The 14,615-nt window shown below is 74.5% G+C and carries 11 protein-coding genes; 5 read left to right on the top strand and 6 right to left on the bottom strand.

Annotation, left to right across the window (positions count from 1 at the left end; genetic code table 11):
• Positions 1-143: 143 nt before the first annotated feature.
• The 5 genes from IE295_RS28350 to IE295_RS28330 all read left to right on the top strand — a co-directional run bounded on the left by IE295_RS28350 (position 144) and on the right by IE295_RS28330 (position 6,926).
• A complete protein-coding gene (locus tag IE295_RS28350; RefSeq protein ID WP_190066622.1) occupies positions 144-1,190 on the top strand; it encodes a Rossmann-fold NAD(P)-binding domain-containing protein in 1,047 nt (348 codons plus the stop codon).
• Positions 1,187-2,368 (top strand): FAD-dependent oxidoreductase, encoded by a 1,182-nt coding sequence (locus IE295_RS28345; RefSeq protein WP_190066621.1) that lies wholly within the window; start codon positions 1,187-1,189, stop codon positions 2,366-2,368. The genes IE295_RS28350 and IE295_RS28345 overlap by 4 nt, the downstream gene beginning before the upstream one ends.
• 61 nt (positions 2,369-2,429) lie before the next feature.
• A complete protein-coding gene (locus IE295_RS28340) occupies positions 2,430-4,082 on the top strand; it encodes an AMP-binding protein (RefSeq protein ID WP_190066620.1) in 1,653 nt (550 codons plus the stop codon).
• A gap of 102 nt (positions 4,083-4,184) precedes the next feature.
• Positions 4,185-6,044 (top strand): gamma-glutamyltransferase, encoded by a 1,860-nt coding sequence (gene ggt / locus IE295_RS28335; protein WP_190066619.1) that lies wholly within the window; start codon positions 4,185-4,187, stop codon positions 6,042-6,044.
• Between the two features lie 183 nt (positions 6,045-6,227).
• Positions 6,228-6,926 (top strand): HAD family hydrolase, encoded by a 699-nt coding sequence (locus IE295_RS28330; RefSeq protein ID WP_190066680.1) that lies wholly within the window; start codon positions 6,228-6,230, stop codon positions 6,924-6,926.
• A gap of 21 nt (positions 6,927-6,947) precedes the next feature.
• Here the strand turns inward: IE295_RS28330 and IE295_RS28325 are convergent, their stop codons facing one another.
• From IE295_RS28325 to mutA, 6 genes are all read right to left on the bottom strand, one after another.
• Positions 6,948-7,511 carry a glycoside hydrolase family 25 protein gene (locus IE295_RS28325; RefSeq protein WP_190066618.1) on the bottom strand — a complete coding sequence of 188 codons (564 nt, stop codon included), beginning with the start codon at positions 7,509-7,511 and terminating at the stop codon, positions 6,948-6,950.
• Between the two features lie 106 nt (positions 7,512-7,617).
• On the bottom strand, positions 7,618-8,448 hold the full coding sequence (locus tag IE295_RS28320; protein ID WP_190066617.1) for an ATP-grasp domain-containing protein: 831 nt from the start codon (positions 8,446-8,448) through the stop codon (positions 7,618-7,620).
• Complete coding sequence (locus IE295_RS28315) at positions 8,445-9,320, bottom strand: ATP-grasp domain-containing protein (RefSeq protein WP_190066616.1); 876 nt, start codon at positions 9,318-9,320, stop codon at positions 8,445-8,447. The genes IE295_RS28320 and IE295_RS28315 overlap by 4 nt, the downstream gene beginning before the upstream one ends.
• 116 nt (positions 9,321-9,436) lie before the next feature.
• The gene (gene meaB / locus IE295_RS28310; RefSeq protein WP_190066615.1) at positions 9,437-10,426 is read right to left on the bottom strand and encodes a methylmalonyl Co-A mutase-associated GTPase MeaB; all 990 of its coding nucleotides are present in this window, start codon (positions 10,424-10,426) and stop codon (positions 9,437-9,439) included.
• A gap of 13 nt (positions 10,427-10,439) precedes the next feature.
• Complete coding sequence (scpA, locus tag IE295_RS28305) at positions 10,440-12,641, bottom strand: methylmalonyl-CoA mutase (protein ID WP_190066614.1); 2,202 nt, start codon at positions 12,639-12,641, stop codon at positions 10,440-10,442.
• Positions 12,641-14,521, bottom strand: a complete 1,881-nt coding sequence (gene mutA / locus IE295_RS28300; protein ID WP_190066613.1) for a methylmalonyl-CoA mutase small subunit — start codon at positions 14,519-14,521, stop codon at positions 12,641-12,643. The genes scpA and mutA overlap by 1 nt, the downstream gene beginning before the upstream one ends.
• Positions 14,522-14,615 lie beyond the last annotated feature (94 nt).

Raw genomic sequence — 14,615 nt, 5'->3', positions numbered from 1 at the left:
TCATACGTCGGACCGGAATACTCTCCGGCGATTTCCTCGCCTCCGCGCCCGGAACGCATCGCACGCACAGGGCGAACACCCGCCGAATTCGCAGCCGACTACCGGTTTTGACGACCCGCCATGCCATCAGAGGGGGATTTCGCATGAGCGACAGCATGACGACGACCCATTATGTGCACCGGCAAGGAGATGCGGTGACCCGCTTCTTCGTGGCCGCGCCGGACTCGGGCCGGCGCCCCGCGAACGGCGGGCTGCGCCTCGCCCCGGGGCTGGAGGACAGAGCGGCACGGGCGCTGGCCGAGCGGCTCGCCCATGAGATGGCCGTCAAACACGACCTGTACGCCACGGGGTTCTGCGGCGCGAAGATCGTGGTCGTCGGCTTCCCGTCGCGCTCACGGTTGTGGCCGGCCGTGGCCGACGCCCTCAACCGCTTCGGCGGATCCGTCCTGACCGGATGCGACATGGGGGTGGAGTGCGAGGACATGCGGTCGCTGTCCGGTCTGACCCCGCACGTCCTGTGCGGCTTCCGCAATCCGTCCGTCGACGTGAACACCGCCACGGCCGCGGGAGTGGTGGGCGCGGTGGACAGCGTCGCGGACGCGCTGGGCAAGGAGCGGTCCGGCCTGTCGGTGCTGGTGCACGGCGTGGGGAAGGTGGGCGCGCGGGTGGCCGCGATCCTGCGGGACCGCGGGGCCGAGGTGTTCACCCACGACATCCGGCCGGAGGCCGTGGTGGACGGCTGCGTGCCGGTCGGGGACTGGCTGGGGCGGCCCGTGGACGTGCTGGTGCCCTGTTCGGGAAGCGGGCTGATCGACGAGCGGACGGCCGAGCGTCTGCCCTGTCGCGCGATCGCGGGCGCCGCCAACGCGCTGCTGACCCGCCCCCAGATCACCTCCCGCATCCTGCGCCGGCGTGGCATCACGCACCTGCCGGGACCGATCGTCAGCTCCGGCGCCGTGATCTGCGACTCCATCGAGTACTACGCCCCCGCCGCGTTCCACGGCGCGCGCCCCGAGGAGCTGTACGCCTTCGTGGGGCAGCGGACCTCGCGGATGGCCGCGCGCTTCCTGCGGCGCGTGCGGGACGACCGGCACGGCAGCGCGGCGCGCATCGTGAAGGAGATGGCGCAGGAGGGCAGGAACGCCCCGCCGTGCTCGGCGCTCTTCGCGCCCGTGGGATCCGCCGCATGAGCGCGGGCATCGTCGTCGTGGGCGGGGGCATGGCCGGATGCGCCGCCGCATGGGCCCTGGCGGAGCGGGGCGAGGCGTGCACGGTGGTCGAGTCCACGCACCCGGGCAACCCGGCCGGGGGATCGTCCGGCACCAGCCGGATGTTCCGGCGCATGTACTCCGACGCCTACTACGCGCGCCTGGCCCGGGCATCGCTGCGCGCGTGGCGGCGCCTGGAGGCGGACAGCGGCAACACCCTGCTGGCGGAGTGCGGCCTGCTGTTCTTCGGCGACCGCGGCGAGAAGGACTCGGTCGAGGGCAACATCCCCGGCGCACGCCGGGTGATGAGGGAGCAGAACGTGCCGTTCGACGAGCCGGACACCGAACGGATCGCGGCCCGCTGGCCGCTCCGGCCGCCCGAGAACTCGGAAGGGCTCTTCGAGGCCACCGCCGGCACGTTGCACTCCCGGCGCGCCCTGGAGGTCATGGCGGGTCGCGCGGTGCGCGCCGGGGCCGACTTCCTCAACAACGAGACGGTCACCGGCATTCACGGGGCCGCCAGCGGCCGGCGGCCGCTCACCGTGACGCTGAGGAGCGGGCGCGTCCTCGCGGCCGACCGCGTCGTCCTGGCCGCCGGGGCCTGGACCAACCGCCTGCTCGCCCACCTGGGGTTCAGGATCCGCATGGAGCTCTGGGGAATGCTCTGGGCCCACTACGCGGTCGACGCCTCCCTGGCGGCGTCCTACCCCCAGTGGTTCTGCTTCAAGCCGCCGTCCGGCGCCGACGAGGGCCTGTACTACGGCTTCCCGGCCGAGGGCGATCCCCCGGTCATCAAGACCGGCGTCGACTGGTGCCCGCCGGCCATGCGGGCGACGGATCCCGACCGGCTGCCGGACGCCCCCGACCCCGAGGTCGCGCGGCTGCTGGACACGTTCCTCCACACCCACCTCACGGGCGTGCGGCACTGCGTCGGCCGGTACGTCAGCCCGTACGCGATGACGGCGGACAACGGATTCGTCCTGGATACCGTGCCGGCCGACCGGCGGATCACGGTGTTCGCCGGCGACTGCGGCCACGCCTTCAAGTTCGCCCCCGTCCTCGGCCACCTGATGGCCGACCTGGTGCTCGGCCGGCCGCCCGCGATCGATCCGGCGCCGCTCAGCATCACCCGCGACGCCGTGGGCCTGACCGCGATCTGACACGGGAACACCCGTGCACCCCCGCCCCGTAGACACCCGGACACACGAAGGAGGCCACGCGATGCCTCTTCCCTCCCGGCCCACCACCCCGAATCCCTCCCGGCCCGCCGCCCTGAATTCCTCCCGGCCCGCCGCCCTGACCGAGTACGTCCTGGAACACGCCCCGCGACCCGGCGGCCGGACGGCGCTGATCGACGCGCACACGGCGGCCACCACCCCGTACGACACCCTGCTGACCGCCATCGCCCAGGTGCGCGCCGGTCTCGCCGCCTCCGGCGTCACACGCGGCACCGTGGTCGCGCTGCAGATCCCCAACGGCGCAGCGCTCCCGGTCCTGCTGCACGCCGCCCTGTCCCTGGGCGCGGTCGTCACCCCCATCGGGGTGCTCAGCAGCCCGCAGGAGACCCGGCGCCAGCTCGCCCACAGCGGCGCGGCCGTCCACGTGACCTGCCCGCCGGGCCGCCCGGCCCACGGCCCGGGGCGGCCGGGCCCGCGCACCTTCACCCTGGCGTCCGCCGGCGCCGACCACGACTTCGCCGGGCTGCGGCACGACACGCCCCCGGCCGCCGGGCCGCCGCCGTGCACGGGCCGGGGCGGGGACATCGCGCTGCTGCCCTACTCCAGCGGCACCACCGGCCACCCCAAGGGCGTCATGCTCAGCCACGCCTCCCTGGTCGCCGGCATGGCCGCCATGGCCGCGGCCCACCGCGTCGGGGCCGACGAGACGGTCCTGGCCACCGGGCCCCTCACCCACGTCTACGCCCTGCAGTGCGCTCTGCACCCCGCGCTGCGCGCCGGTGCCCGCGCGGTCACCATGCGGCGGTTCGAACTGACGCTGATGCTGCGGCTGATCGAGGAGTACGGCGTGACCCGGATCTACCTCACGCCCGCCGTGCTCGCCGCCCTGGCCAGGGCACCCGAAGCCGCGGCCCGGCACGACCTGTCCACCCTGCGGCTCGTCGTCTCGGCCAGCGCGCCCCTGGGAGCCGGCCTGCACCACCGGGCCGAGGCCCTGCTGCGGGCGCCGGTCGTCGAGGGGTTCGGGATGACCGAGACGGGCAACTGCACCCACATCGTCCCCGACGCGTGCCCTCCGGCCGTCGGCACCGTCGGCCGCGCCCTGCCCCGTACGGAATGCCGCATCGTCGCTCTCGGCACCGGCTCTCCCCTGGGCCCCGGCTCCGTGGGCGAGCTCCAGGTCCGCGGCCCGCAGACCATGACCGGATACCTCGCCGACCCCGGGGCCACGGCCGCCGCCCTCGGCCCCGACGGCTGGCTCCGCACCGGCGACGTCGGGCTCCTCGACGGGGACGGCAACCTCCGGCTCACCGGACGGGTCAAGGAGATGATCAAGTACAAGGGCTATCAGGTGGCGCCCGCCGAGCTGGAGGACGTCCTGCGCGGCCATCCGGACGTCGCGGACGCCGCCGTCGTCGGCGTGCCCGACCCGGTGGCCGGGGAGGTGCCCAAGGCGTACGTGGTCCTCAGGCGCCCCACGTCCCTCGAGGCCGTCCGGCAGCACGTCGCCGAGCAGGTGGCCCCGTACAAGAAGATCCGGCAGATCGAGAGCGTCGAGAGGATCCCGCGCTCCGCCACCGGCAAGATTCTGCGCCACCGGCTCACCGCTGCCCCGCCCGCCGGCGCGGCGCCCGGCACCGCGCCGGCCGGAGTCCGGTCCCGCCAGGAGGGTGGCTTGCCGCGGCCCGCCCGGTGAGCCGCCCGCCGGCCCCGGCCCTCGTCGAACATCCTCGCCCCACGGCCGCGTCCACCGCGCACGGGACGGGCCGGACGCGTCGACGCCCGTTCGGAGGCAGGGATGGTTCTCGGTTCACGCCCGGCAGTCGTCCGGGGGCTGGTCGCCCTGGGTGCCGTCGCGCTCCTCGCGACCGGGGCCGCCCCGGTCCACCCGGCGGCGAACCGCCCGGGATCCGCGGCCCCGGCCAAGAACGCCGTCGCCACCGGCTACGGCGGCGCGGTGGCCAGCGTCGACGCCGACGCCACGGCCGCGGGCATCGAGATCCTGCGCCGTGGCGGCAACGCCGTCGACGCGGCCGTCGCCACCGCCGCCGCCCTCGGGGTGAGCGAGCCGTACGCCGCCGGCATCGGGGGCGGCGGGTACTTCCTCCACTACAGCGCCAAGAGCCACGAGGTCCACGCGATCGACGGCCGTGAGACGGCTCCGAGGAGCGCCGACCGCCGCCTCTTCCTCGAGCACGGCAAGCCGATCTCCTTCGCCGACGCCATCACCAGCGGTCTCGCCGTCGGCGCGCCGGGCACGCTCGCCACCTGGGACCGGGCCCTGCGCGACTGGGGCAGCCGCTCCATGGGGCAGGTCCTCGAGCCCGCCGAACGACTCGCCCGGCGGGGCTTCGTCGTCGACGACACGTTCCGCCGCATGACCGCGGTCAACGCCAAGCGCTTCTCCTCCTTCCCCGACACCGCCCGGCTGTTCCTGCCGGGAGGGCGTCCGCCCGCGGTGGGCACCGTCCTGAAGAACCCCGACCTCGCCGCGACCTACGCCGAGGTGGGCCGCAAGGGAGTGGGGGCCTTCTACCGCGGGGCCATCGGACGCGACCTGGTCCGGGCCGTGCGCAAGCCGCCCGCCCGGCCCGCGGACCGCCGGCTCGTCCGCCCGGGCCGTCTGACCACCGCCGACCTCGCGAAGTACCGGGCCCTGCGGCAGAAGCCGACCCACGTCCGCTACCGCGGCCGGGACGTCTACGGAGTCGCTCCGGCCGCGGCCGGCGGCACCACCGTCGGCGAGGCGCTGAACATCCTGCGGCACACCGACCTGTCCTCCCTGAGCGAGGACCGGTACCTGCACCGTTTCATCGAGGCCGGCCGCCTCGCCTTCGCCGACCGGGGGCGCTGGGTCGGCGACCCGGCGTTCGAGCGCGTCCCCACCGCCGGGCTGCTGTCCCCGCGCTACGCCGACTCCCGCGCCTGCCTGATCAAGGACGGCAGGGCGCTCACCAGCCCGCTCGCGCCCGGAGACCCCAGGCACCCGAAGCCGTGCGACGGCACCCGCGCCCCGGCCCGTGCCGCTGCCCGCGCCGCGCACGAGGGCAGGAACACCACGCACCTGACCGTCGCCGACCGGTGGGGCGACATCGTCTCCTACACCTTCAGCATCGAGCAGGCCGGCGGCAGTGGCATCACCGTGCCGGGCCGGGGCTTCCTGCTCAACAACCAGCTGACCGACTTCTCCTTCGCCCCCGCGAACCCGGCCGTCCACGACCCGAACCTGCCCGGCCCCGGCAAACGGCCGCGCTCGTCGATGGCCCCGACCATCGTGCTGAAGAACGGCCGGCCCGACTTCGCGATCGGCTCACCCGGCGGCGCGACGATCATCACCACCGTGCTCCAGGTGCTCATCGGCCACGTGGACCGCGGCCTGCCCCTGGCCAAGGCCATCGCCGCGCCACGGGCCAGCCAGCGCAACGAGGTGGCCACCGAGCTGGAACCGGCGCTGTACGACAGCCCGCTGCGGGCCCGGCTGGAGAGGATCGGCCACCGCTTCGTCGTGAATCCGGCGAACTACTTCACGCTCAACCCGGAGATCGGCGCGGCCACGGGAGTGCAACGGCTGCCGGACGGGCGCTGGCTCGCGGCCGCCGAACCGGTCCGTCTCGGCGGCGGATCCGCCATGGTGGTACGCCCCTCGCCGGCGCACTGAGCACTGAGCCCGGATCCGGTCGGGCGATTGCCCCCGGGCGGGAGCGCCGACGACGCCGTCCGGGCGATACTGGCCGCGTTCCTGCCCGACGGGGGGTCACGTGACGGGCACGCCGATCGAACGACCGGAGGGGAGAACGTGCGGACGAACGGGAAGGACCAGGAGGCCACGGAGACGGGTGTGGTGACGGGGGTCAGGGGGGTTCTCTTCGACTTCTCCGGGACGCTCTTCCGCGTCGAACCCACCGCATCTTGGCTGCGCGCCGCCCTCGGCCGTGCCGGCGTCGCGGCCGGGGACGAGGACGTCGCGCGTCTGGCGGCCCTGCTGGAGGAGGCCGGCGCCCAGCCCGGCGGCACCCGCCCGTGCCGTGTGCCGCCGCACCTCGCGGACGCGTGGGCCGGGCGCGACCTCAGCCCCGAGCAGCACCGGGCCGCGTACACGGGCCTCGCCCGCCAGGTGCCGCTGCCGGGTGCCGGGCTCCACGAGGCGCTCTACGCCCGGCACATGGAGCCCGCCGCCTGGCGGCCGTACGCCGACGCCGCCGACGTCCTCGGCGAGCTGCGGCGGCGGGGCGTGCGCACGGCCGTGGTGAGCAACATCGGCTGGGACCTGCGGCCGGTCTTCCGCGCGCACGGCCTGGACGAGCTGGTGGACTCCTACGTCCTGTCGTACGAGCACGGGGCGCAGAAGCCGGAGCCGCGGCTGTTCCGCGTGGCGTGCGAGGCGCTCGGGCTGCCGCCGGGCGAGGTCCTCATGGTCGGTGACAATCAGCGCGCGGACGGGGGTGCCGGACGCATCGGGTGCGCGGTGCGCTTCGTGGAGCACCTGCCGGTCGAGGAGCGGCCGGAGGGCCTGCGGCCGGTGCTGGGCCTCGCGGTCTGACGTCCGGGCGCTGCGCCGGCCTCACTCCGCCTCGCGCGCGGCGCCCGCCCACGCCCTGAGCGCCGCGCGGTCGGCGAAGCGGCCGACGTTGCGGTCCAGGCCCCCGTCCCAGCTGTACTGGTGGAAGGTCCACGGGTGCTGTACGGCCGGGTGGCCGGGGGCGTGCGCGGGATCGGCGATCCACAGCCCGTCGCCCGCGTCGCTGGTGGTGTCCCGGTTGAACCAGTAGTCCCGGTTGCAGTAGAGGACCACCTTGTGGCCGCTCGCCTCCTGGCGCACGTGGCTCAGCCAGCGGTCCTTGTCGCGGCCCCAGACGTCGGGGTGTTCCCAGTCGAGGGCGAGCACGTCGCCCTCGCGTAAGGCTATTTTGCCGAGGAAGTAGTTCCCCTGCGCCGACATGGAGCCGGGGGTGACGTAGTGGTAGTAGCCGACGACCAGGCCGGCCCGCCGGGCCCGGTCGCGCTGCTTGACCCATTTCGGGTTGGTGTACGACGTTCCTTCCGTCACCTTGACGAAGACGAAGTCGTAGCCGTCGACGGGGTAGTTCTCGCTGTTGTGGCTGCTGACATCGATGCCGTGAAGCATGCCGGTCACCTCCGGTACCGCGGACGAACGACGGAGCGTGGGCAGTATCGGTCCGTACCGGCGCTACAGCGAGAGCTTTGGCCCTACGTTTTTCCGCCGTGCGGCGTCACGGGCCCACCGGCACCCGGGGCCGCCGGCTGCCGGCCGCCGTGTGCAGGGCCAGGGCGGCCAGTGCCTCGGGGGCGCCGCGCTGGCCCCTGATGCCGGGGAAGGCGTTGATGTCGACGATCACGGGTGCGCCGCCGCCCGCGTCGAGCAGGTCGACGCCGTAGACGTCCAGGGCGAAGACCTCCCCCACGCGCCGGACCACCTCGAGCCACTCGCCAGGCAGTTCGCCGAGGCCGAGCGTGCGGGTGCGCTTGTCCGCGCCGCCCTCGGCCAGTTCCGAGCGGCGGAGCCCGGCGAAGATCTCGTCGCCCACCACCCACATCTTGTGGTCCCAGCCGCTGTTGGGCGTGAAGGGCTGGATCACCACCGGCTCGTCGGGCCAGCGCGCGGCCAGCTCCCGCAGCCGCTCGGAGTCGTCGACGCGGGCGACGAGGTCGTGGCGGCGGCTGTGGCGGCTCTTGACCACCACGGGCCAGGCGGGCTCCCCCGCCGGCCCCGGCAGCCGCAGCGAGGGCTCGGTGCGGGTGGTGACGAACGGCAGTCCGGCGCGCAGGGCGACGTCCGCCATGGCGGTGCGGTCCTGGCAGAGCTCGGTGGCGGCGGCCGAGTTCAGCACGGGCGCGCCGTGCTCCTCGAGGTGGCGGGCGTAGGCCAGGGCGCGCGGTGTGCGCGTCTTCAGCAGGTAGACGTCGGCGAGCGTCGCCGGGTCGGGGAGGTCGTCCGCGGCGCCCGGGTCCAGCCATTCCACGGTGTGGTGGGACGTCAGCAGGTCCGTGGTCCGGGCCAGGAGCGGGTGATCGGGGGCGGGCGTCAGCAGGCAGATCCTCATGCGCGGCCGCCCAGGCCCCGGGCGGCGGCGACGGGCGCGGCCGGTGGCGGGACCGCGGGCGTCCGGTCCGCGCCGGCCAGCCTCAGGACGGCCCGGGCCACCCTGGCGACCGCGTCGGGCACCTGCCGGAAGCTGGGGAAGTCGTTGACGTCGACGACCACCGGGCCGTCGGGGCCGAAGACGATGTCCACCCCGTACAGGTCGAGGCCGAAGGCCGCGCCGACCTCGGCGGCGATGTCCGCCACCTCGCCCGTCAGCGGCACCTGGCGTTCGCGCGCGGGGTGGTCGGGGTGCAGGGGGCTGCGGCGCTCGGTGGCGTACAGCTCGCCGTCGACGCAGTACACCTTCAGGTCGACGCCCGCGTTGGGCACGTACGGCTGGGCTATCAGCATGCCGCCCGCCTCGGACGTCCCGGGCGCGGGCAGTCGCTCCGGGTCCGGTACGAGCCGTACCGCGCGCCCCGAGCTGCCGTCGGCGGGCTTGACCACCAGCGGGTACGCGCTCGCGGGCAGCTCGGCGAAGTCCTCGGCGCGCATCGCCGCGTACGTCGGCGGCACGGGAAGGCCGCGGGATTCGGCGATCACCGCGGCCAGGGCCTTGTCCCGCACGCCGCGTATGGCGCGGGCGTCGTTGACCGTGGTCAGGCCCACGGCCGCAGCGCCTTCCAGCAGCGTCAGCCCCGGGCCGCCCGACACCGTCTTGAGCACCCAGGCGTCGTGCCGCCCGGCACGCACGGTCTCGGAGAGCGTCATCAGCGAACCGCCCGGCCGCAGCACGTCCACCCGGTGTCCCCAGGCGGTCAGTTGGCGGATCACGTCCACCGGCATGCCGTCGTACCGGTACTGCTCCTCCACCAGGAAGCAGAGTCTCATGTGCTGCATCATCCTCGATATCCCGGACATCCGCCGATCCGCTCTCCCCGGCAGAACTTGACGGCTCAGGATGTCATGGGCGCGAGGGTGGAACGTACAGCGCCGACCGCGGCCGGTCACGGGGGCGAGCGGAACGCCTCCAGCAGCCGCTCGGCGGCCAGGCTCGCCGTCAGGGTGCCCTCCCGCACCCGCTGTTCCAGGTCGGGGCCCAGGCGGCGCACCCCGGGGTGGGCGCGCAGCTCCGCCAGGAGCTGTTCGCGGACCATGGTCCAGGTCCAGTCGACCTGCTGGTCGCGGCGGCGGGAGGCGAGTTCGCCGGTGGCCTCCAGAACGCGCCGGTGCTGCTCGATCCGCTCCCACAGGGTGTCCAGTCCGGTGTTCTCGCGGGCGCTGCAGGTCAGGACGGGCGGGTTCCAGGCGGCGTCCGGGGACTGCATCAGGCGCAGGGCGCCGGCGAGCTCGCGGGCGGCGGCCTTGGCGTCGCGTTCGTGCGGTCCGTCCGCTTTGTTCACGGCGACGAGGTCGGCCAGTTCCAGTACGCCCTTCTTGATGCCCTGGAGCTGGTCGCCGGTGCGGGCGAGGGTGAGCAGCAGGAAGGTGTCGACCATGTTGGCGACGGCCGTCTCGGACTGGCCGACGCCGACGGTCTCCACCAGCACCACGTCGTACCCGGCGGCCTCCATCACCACGATGGTCTCGCGGGTGGCCTTGGCCACGCCGCCGAGCGTGCCGGCGGTGGGCGAGGGGCGGACGAAGGCGGCCGGGTCGACGGCGAGCCGTTCCATGCGGGTCTTGTCGCCGAGGATGCTGCCGCCGGTGCGGCTGGAGGACGGGTCGACGGCGAGGACGGCGACGCGGTGCCCGAGTCCGGTGAGCATCGTGCCGAGGGCGTCGATGAAGGTGGACTTGCCGACCCCGGGCACGCCGGTGATGCCGATCCGCCGGGCCGCTCCCGCGTGCGGGAGCAGCTCGGTCAGCATGCGCTGGGCGAGGGCGCGGTGGTCGGAGCGGGTGGACTCGACGAGCGTGATGGCGCGGGCGATGGCCGCGCGCTTCCCGTCGAGCACACCCTTGACGTAGGCGTCGATGTCGATCGCGCGGGCCATCAGGGAAGCGGCCTCACAGCTCGTGGCCGAGGACCCCGGCCAGGGTCTTCAGCAGGTCGTGGGCGGCGTCCGGGATGACCGTGCCGGGCGGGAAGACCGCGGCGGCGCCCATCTCGAGCAGCGTCGGGACGTCCTGCGGCGGGATGACCCCGCCGACGACGATCATGATGTCCTCGCGGCCCTGCTCCTCGAGCTGTTCGCGCAGCGCGGGGACGAGCGTGAGGTGGCCGGCCGCGAGCGAGGAGACGCCGACGATGTGCACGTCCGCCTCGACCGCCTGCCGGGCGACCTCGGCCGGGGTCTGGAACAGCGGGCCGACGTCGACGTCGAAGCCGAGGTCGGCGAAGGCCGTGGCGATCACCTTCTGGCCGCGGTCGTGGCCGTCCTGGCCCATCTTGGCGACCAGGATGCGCGGCCGGCGGCCGTCCTGGCGCTCGAACTCCTCCACCAGGGCGCGCGTGCGCTCCACCCCGGACGACGGTCCCGCCTCGTCCCTGTACACACCCGAGATCGTACGGATCTGGCCGGCGTGCCGTCCGTACACCTTCTCCAGGGCGTCGGAGATCTCGCCCACGGTGGCCTTGGCGCGGGCCGCGTCGACGGCCAGCGCCAGCAGGTTGCCCTCGAGCCCCGGGCCGGGGGTCGCCTCGGCGGCCCGGGTGAGCGCGTCCAGCGACGCCCGGCAGGCGCTCTCGTCGCGCTCGGCGCGCAGCCGGCGCAGCTTGTCGATCTGCTGGGTGCGCACCGAGGAGTTGTCGACCTTGAGGACCTCGATCTGCTCGTCGCTGTCGACCCGGTACTTGTTGACGCCGATCACCGGCTGGCGGCCGGAGTCGATGCGGGCCTGGGTGCGGGCCGCGGCCTCCTCGACGCGCAGCTTGGGGATGCCCGCGTCGATGGCCTGGGCCATGCCGCCGGCCGCCTCGACCTCCTCGATGTGCTGCCATGCGCGGCGGGCGAGGTCGTGGGTGAGCCGCTCGACGTAGGCGCTGCCGCCCCAGGGGTCGATGACCCGGCAGGTCCCGGACTCCTGCTGCAGCAGCAGCTGGGTGTTGCGGGCGATGCGGGCGGAGAAGTCGGTGGGCAGCGCCAGGGCCTCGTCGAGGGCGTTGGTGTGCAGCGACTGGGTGTGGCCCTGGGTGGCGGCCATCGCCTCCACGCACGTGCGGGCGACGTTGTTGAAGACGTCCTGCGCGGTCAGGGACCAGCCGGAGGTCTGCGAATGGGTGCGCAGCGACAGCGACTTGGTGTTCTTGGGGTCGAAGCGCTTGACCAGGCGGGCCCACAGCAGCCGGGCCGCCCGCAGCTTGGCGATCTCCATGAAGAAGTTCATGCCGATCGCCCAGAAGAAGGACAGGCGGGGCGCGAAGGCGTCCACGTCGAGGCCCGCGCCGAGGCCGGCGCGCAGGTACTCCACGCCGTCGGCGAGGGTGTAGGCCAGCTCCAGGTCGGCGGTGGCCCCGGCCTCCTGGATGTGGTAGCCGGAGATGGAGATGGAGTTGTAGCGCGGCATCTTCTGCGAGGTGTACGCGAAGATGTCGGAGATGATCCGCATCGAGGGCCGGGGCGGATAGATGTAGGTGTTGCGGACCATGAACTCCTTGAGGATGTCGTTCTGGATGGTCCCGGCCAGCTTCTCGGGCGGTACGCCCTGCTCCTCGGCGGCGACGATGTACAGCGCCAGCACGGGCAGCACCGCGCCGTTCATCGTCATGGAGACGCTCATGCGGTCGAGCGGGATGCCGTCGAAGAGCTGCCGCATGTCGTAGATCGAGTCGATGGCGACGCCCGCCATGCCGACGTCACCGGTCACGCGCGGGTGGTCGCTGTCGTAGCCGCGGTGGGTGGGCAGGTCGAAGGCGACGGACAGGCCCTTCTGACCGGCCGCCAGGTTGCGGCGGTAGAAGGCGTTGGACTCCTCGGCCGTGGAGAATCCGGCGTACTGGCGGATGGTCCAGGGCTGGTTGACGTACATGGTGGGGTACGGGCCGCGCAGGTAGGGCGCGATGCCCGGGTAGGTGCCCAGGAAGTCCAGGCCGTCGAGGTCCTCGGCGGTGTAGAGCGGCTTGACGCCGATGCCCTCCGGGGTCTGCCAGAGCAGGTCCTCGACGCTCTTGCCGGTGCTCTCCTTCAGCGCCGCGCGCCAGGCGCCGGGGTCGGCGGGGCCGGCGTTCGCCGGGCCCAGGCCGATGCCGGAGAAGTCGGGGATCGGCATCACGCCACTCCCATCTGGTCGAGGGCGGAGGAGAGGACGGCGACGGCGTCGCAGCCCGCGAAGACGAACTCGTCGACTCCGGCCCGCCGGTGGGCCTCCCGCTGTTCGCCGGCGGGCCGGCCGGCGAGGAGGACCCGGCCGGCTCCGGCCGCCTTGAGGGCGGCGGCGACGGCGTCGGCCTGGTCGGCGTAGAGCGCGTCGCTGGAGCACAGGCAGACGAGCGTGGCGCCGCTGCCGGCGAGGGCCGCGGCGGCTGTCTCCGCGGTCACCGGTTCGGCCAGCGGCTCGATGCCGCCGGCCCGGAAGAGGTTGGCGGCGAAGGTGGCCCGCGCGGTGTGGGCCGCGGCCGGGCCGAGGGTGGCCAGCAGGACGCGCGGGCGGGTGCCGGTGGCGGCGAGGTGGGCGTCGGAGCGGGCGCGCAGCGCCTCGTACGCCTCGTCGCGGCGGACCTTCGGCAGGCCGCCGGCGGGGGCGGCGGGGGCCGGCTCGCGGTGCAGGGGCCGCTCGCCGAGGTGGGGGAACTCGCTGACGCCGGTGATGGGTTCGCGGCGCGTGGCGAGGTCGGCGGACCGGCTCTGCCAGGTCGCGGCGAGCCGTTCGGCGACGAGGCCGGAGCGCAGGGCGGCCGCCTGGCCGCCGGCGCGCTCGATCTCCTGGAACCACGCCCAGGCGGCGTGGGCGAGTTCGTCGGTGAGCCGTTCCACGTACCAGGAGCCGCCGGCCGGGTCGACGACCCGGGCCAGGTGGGACTCCTCCAGCAGGATCGAGGAGGTGTTGCGGGCGATGCGGCGGGCGAAGGCGTCCGGCAGGCCCAGGGCCTCGTCGAAGGGCAGGACGGTCACGGCGTCGGCGCCGCCCACTCCGGCGCCCAGGCAGGCGAGGGTGGTGCGCAGCATGTTCACCCACGGGTCGCGACGGGTCATCATCACCGGTGAGGTGACCGCGTGTTGGCGCTGGGCGGCCGCCGGGCCGCGGGCGCCGCTGACCTCGGCGACGCGGGCCCACAGGCGGCGGGCGGCGCGCAGCGTGGCGATGGTCAGGAACTGGTCGGCGGTGGCCGCGTAGCGGAACTCCAGCTGTGCGCAGGCCTCGTCGACGCTCAAGCCTGCGTCGGTGAGCGCGCGCAGGTAGGCCACGCCGGTGGCGAGGGAGCAGCCCAGTTCCTGGGCGGGCGAGGCGCCCGCTTCGTGGTAGGGCAGGGCGTCGACGGTCACGGCCCGGATGCCCGGGCGGTCGGCGGCGCAGGTGACGGCGAGGCGGGCGGCGGCCGCCAGCGGTCCGGCGGGGTCGTCCGCGCCGCCGGTGCGGGCGAGGACGCCCAGGGGGTCGGCGCCGAGGTTGCCCCGGGCCGCGCCGCGCGGCAGGCCGCGCTCGTCGTGGAGGGCCAGCAGGTGCCGGGCGGCGGTCTCGAACTCCGCTCCGGCGTCGAGGACGACGGGTGCCAGGTCGAGGTAGACGCCGTCGAGGGCCGCCGGGAGGGCGTCGGCCGGCAGTCCGGCGGAGCCGACGGTGAGCCACAGGGAGGTGACGCCGTTCTCGAGGTCGGCCAGGACGGCCTCGTTGGCCCGGCGCGGGTCGGGGTCGCCGTGGTGCTGGCGTACGTCCCAGCCGTCGATCGCGGTCCCGGCGGTCCGGCCGCCGCGGACGAAGGGCGGGAAGCCGGGAAGGCCGGGCGCGCCGCCGGCGTCGTCGGCGGTGTAGAGCGGGCGGGTGGCGAGCCCGTCCTGGAGCGCCGTGGCCAGCGCGTCCTCGGCCGCCGGTCCCTCGGCCGCGGTGCCCGCTCTGCTCAGCACGCCCTCGACAAGGCGCTGCCACTGCTCGCGGGTCGCGTCCGGGAACTCGGCGGCCAGGTGGAAGCCGTCGTCGGGCAGGACCGTCATGGGGGGAAGGCTAGGGGAGCGGGCGCGCCCCGCAGCAGGGGCAACCGCTGTGACCTTGGCCTCTTCCTGCCGGGCGGGCCGGCGCGGGTCCGGG

This window comes from Streptomyces griseocarneus (assembly GCF_014655595.1).
GTDB lineage: Bacteria > Actinomycetota > Actinomycetes > Streptomycetales > Streptomycetaceae > Streptomyces > Streptomyces griseocarneus.
This window is presented reverse-complemented; position numbering and strand designations above follow the sequence as displayed.

What these genes read in the sequence shown, in the direction of transcription:
- IE295_RS28350 (WP_190066622.1), top strand. Translation starts at nt 144, where the DNA reads ATGAGCGACAGCATGACGACGACCCATTATGTGCACCGGCAAGGAGAT.
- IE295_RS28345 (WP_190066621.1), top strand. Translation starts at nt 1,187, where the DNA reads ATGAGCGCGGGCATCGTCGTCGTGGGCGGGGGCATGGCCGGATGCGCC.
- IE295_RS28340 (WP_190066620.1), top strand. Translation starts at nt 2,430, where the DNA reads ATGCCTCTTCCCTCCCGGCCCACCACCCCGAATCCCTCCCGGCCCGCC.
- ggt (WP_190066619.1), top strand. Translation starts at nt 4,185, where the DNA reads ATGGTTCTCGGTTCACGCCCGGCAGTCGTCCGGGGGCTGGTCGCCCTG.
- IE295_RS28325 (WP_190066618.1), bottom strand. Translation starts at nt 7,511, where the DNA reads ATGCTTCACGGCATCGATGTCAGCAGCCACAACAGCGAGAACTACCCC.
- IE295_RS28320 (WP_190066617.1), bottom strand. Translation starts at nt 8,448, where the DNA reads ATGAGGATCTGCCTGCTGACGCCCGCCCCCGATCACCCGCTCCTGGCC.
- IE295_RS28315 (WP_190066616.1), bottom strand. Translation starts at nt 9,320, where the DNA reads ATGAGACTCTGCTTCCTGGTGGAGGAGCAGTACCGGTACGACGGCATG.
- meaB (WP_190066615.1), bottom strand. Translation starts at nt 10,426, where the DNA reads ATGGCCCGCGCGATCGACATCGACGCCTACGTCAAGGGTGTGCTCGAC.
- scpA (WP_190066614.1), bottom strand. Translation starts at nt 12,641, where the DNA reads ATGCCGATCCCCGACTTCTCCGGCATCGGCCTGGGCCCGGCGAACGCC.
- mutA (WP_190066613.1), bottom strand. Translation starts at nt 14,521, where the DNA reads ATGACGGTCCTGCCCGACGACGGCTTCCACCTGGCCGCCGAGTTCCCG.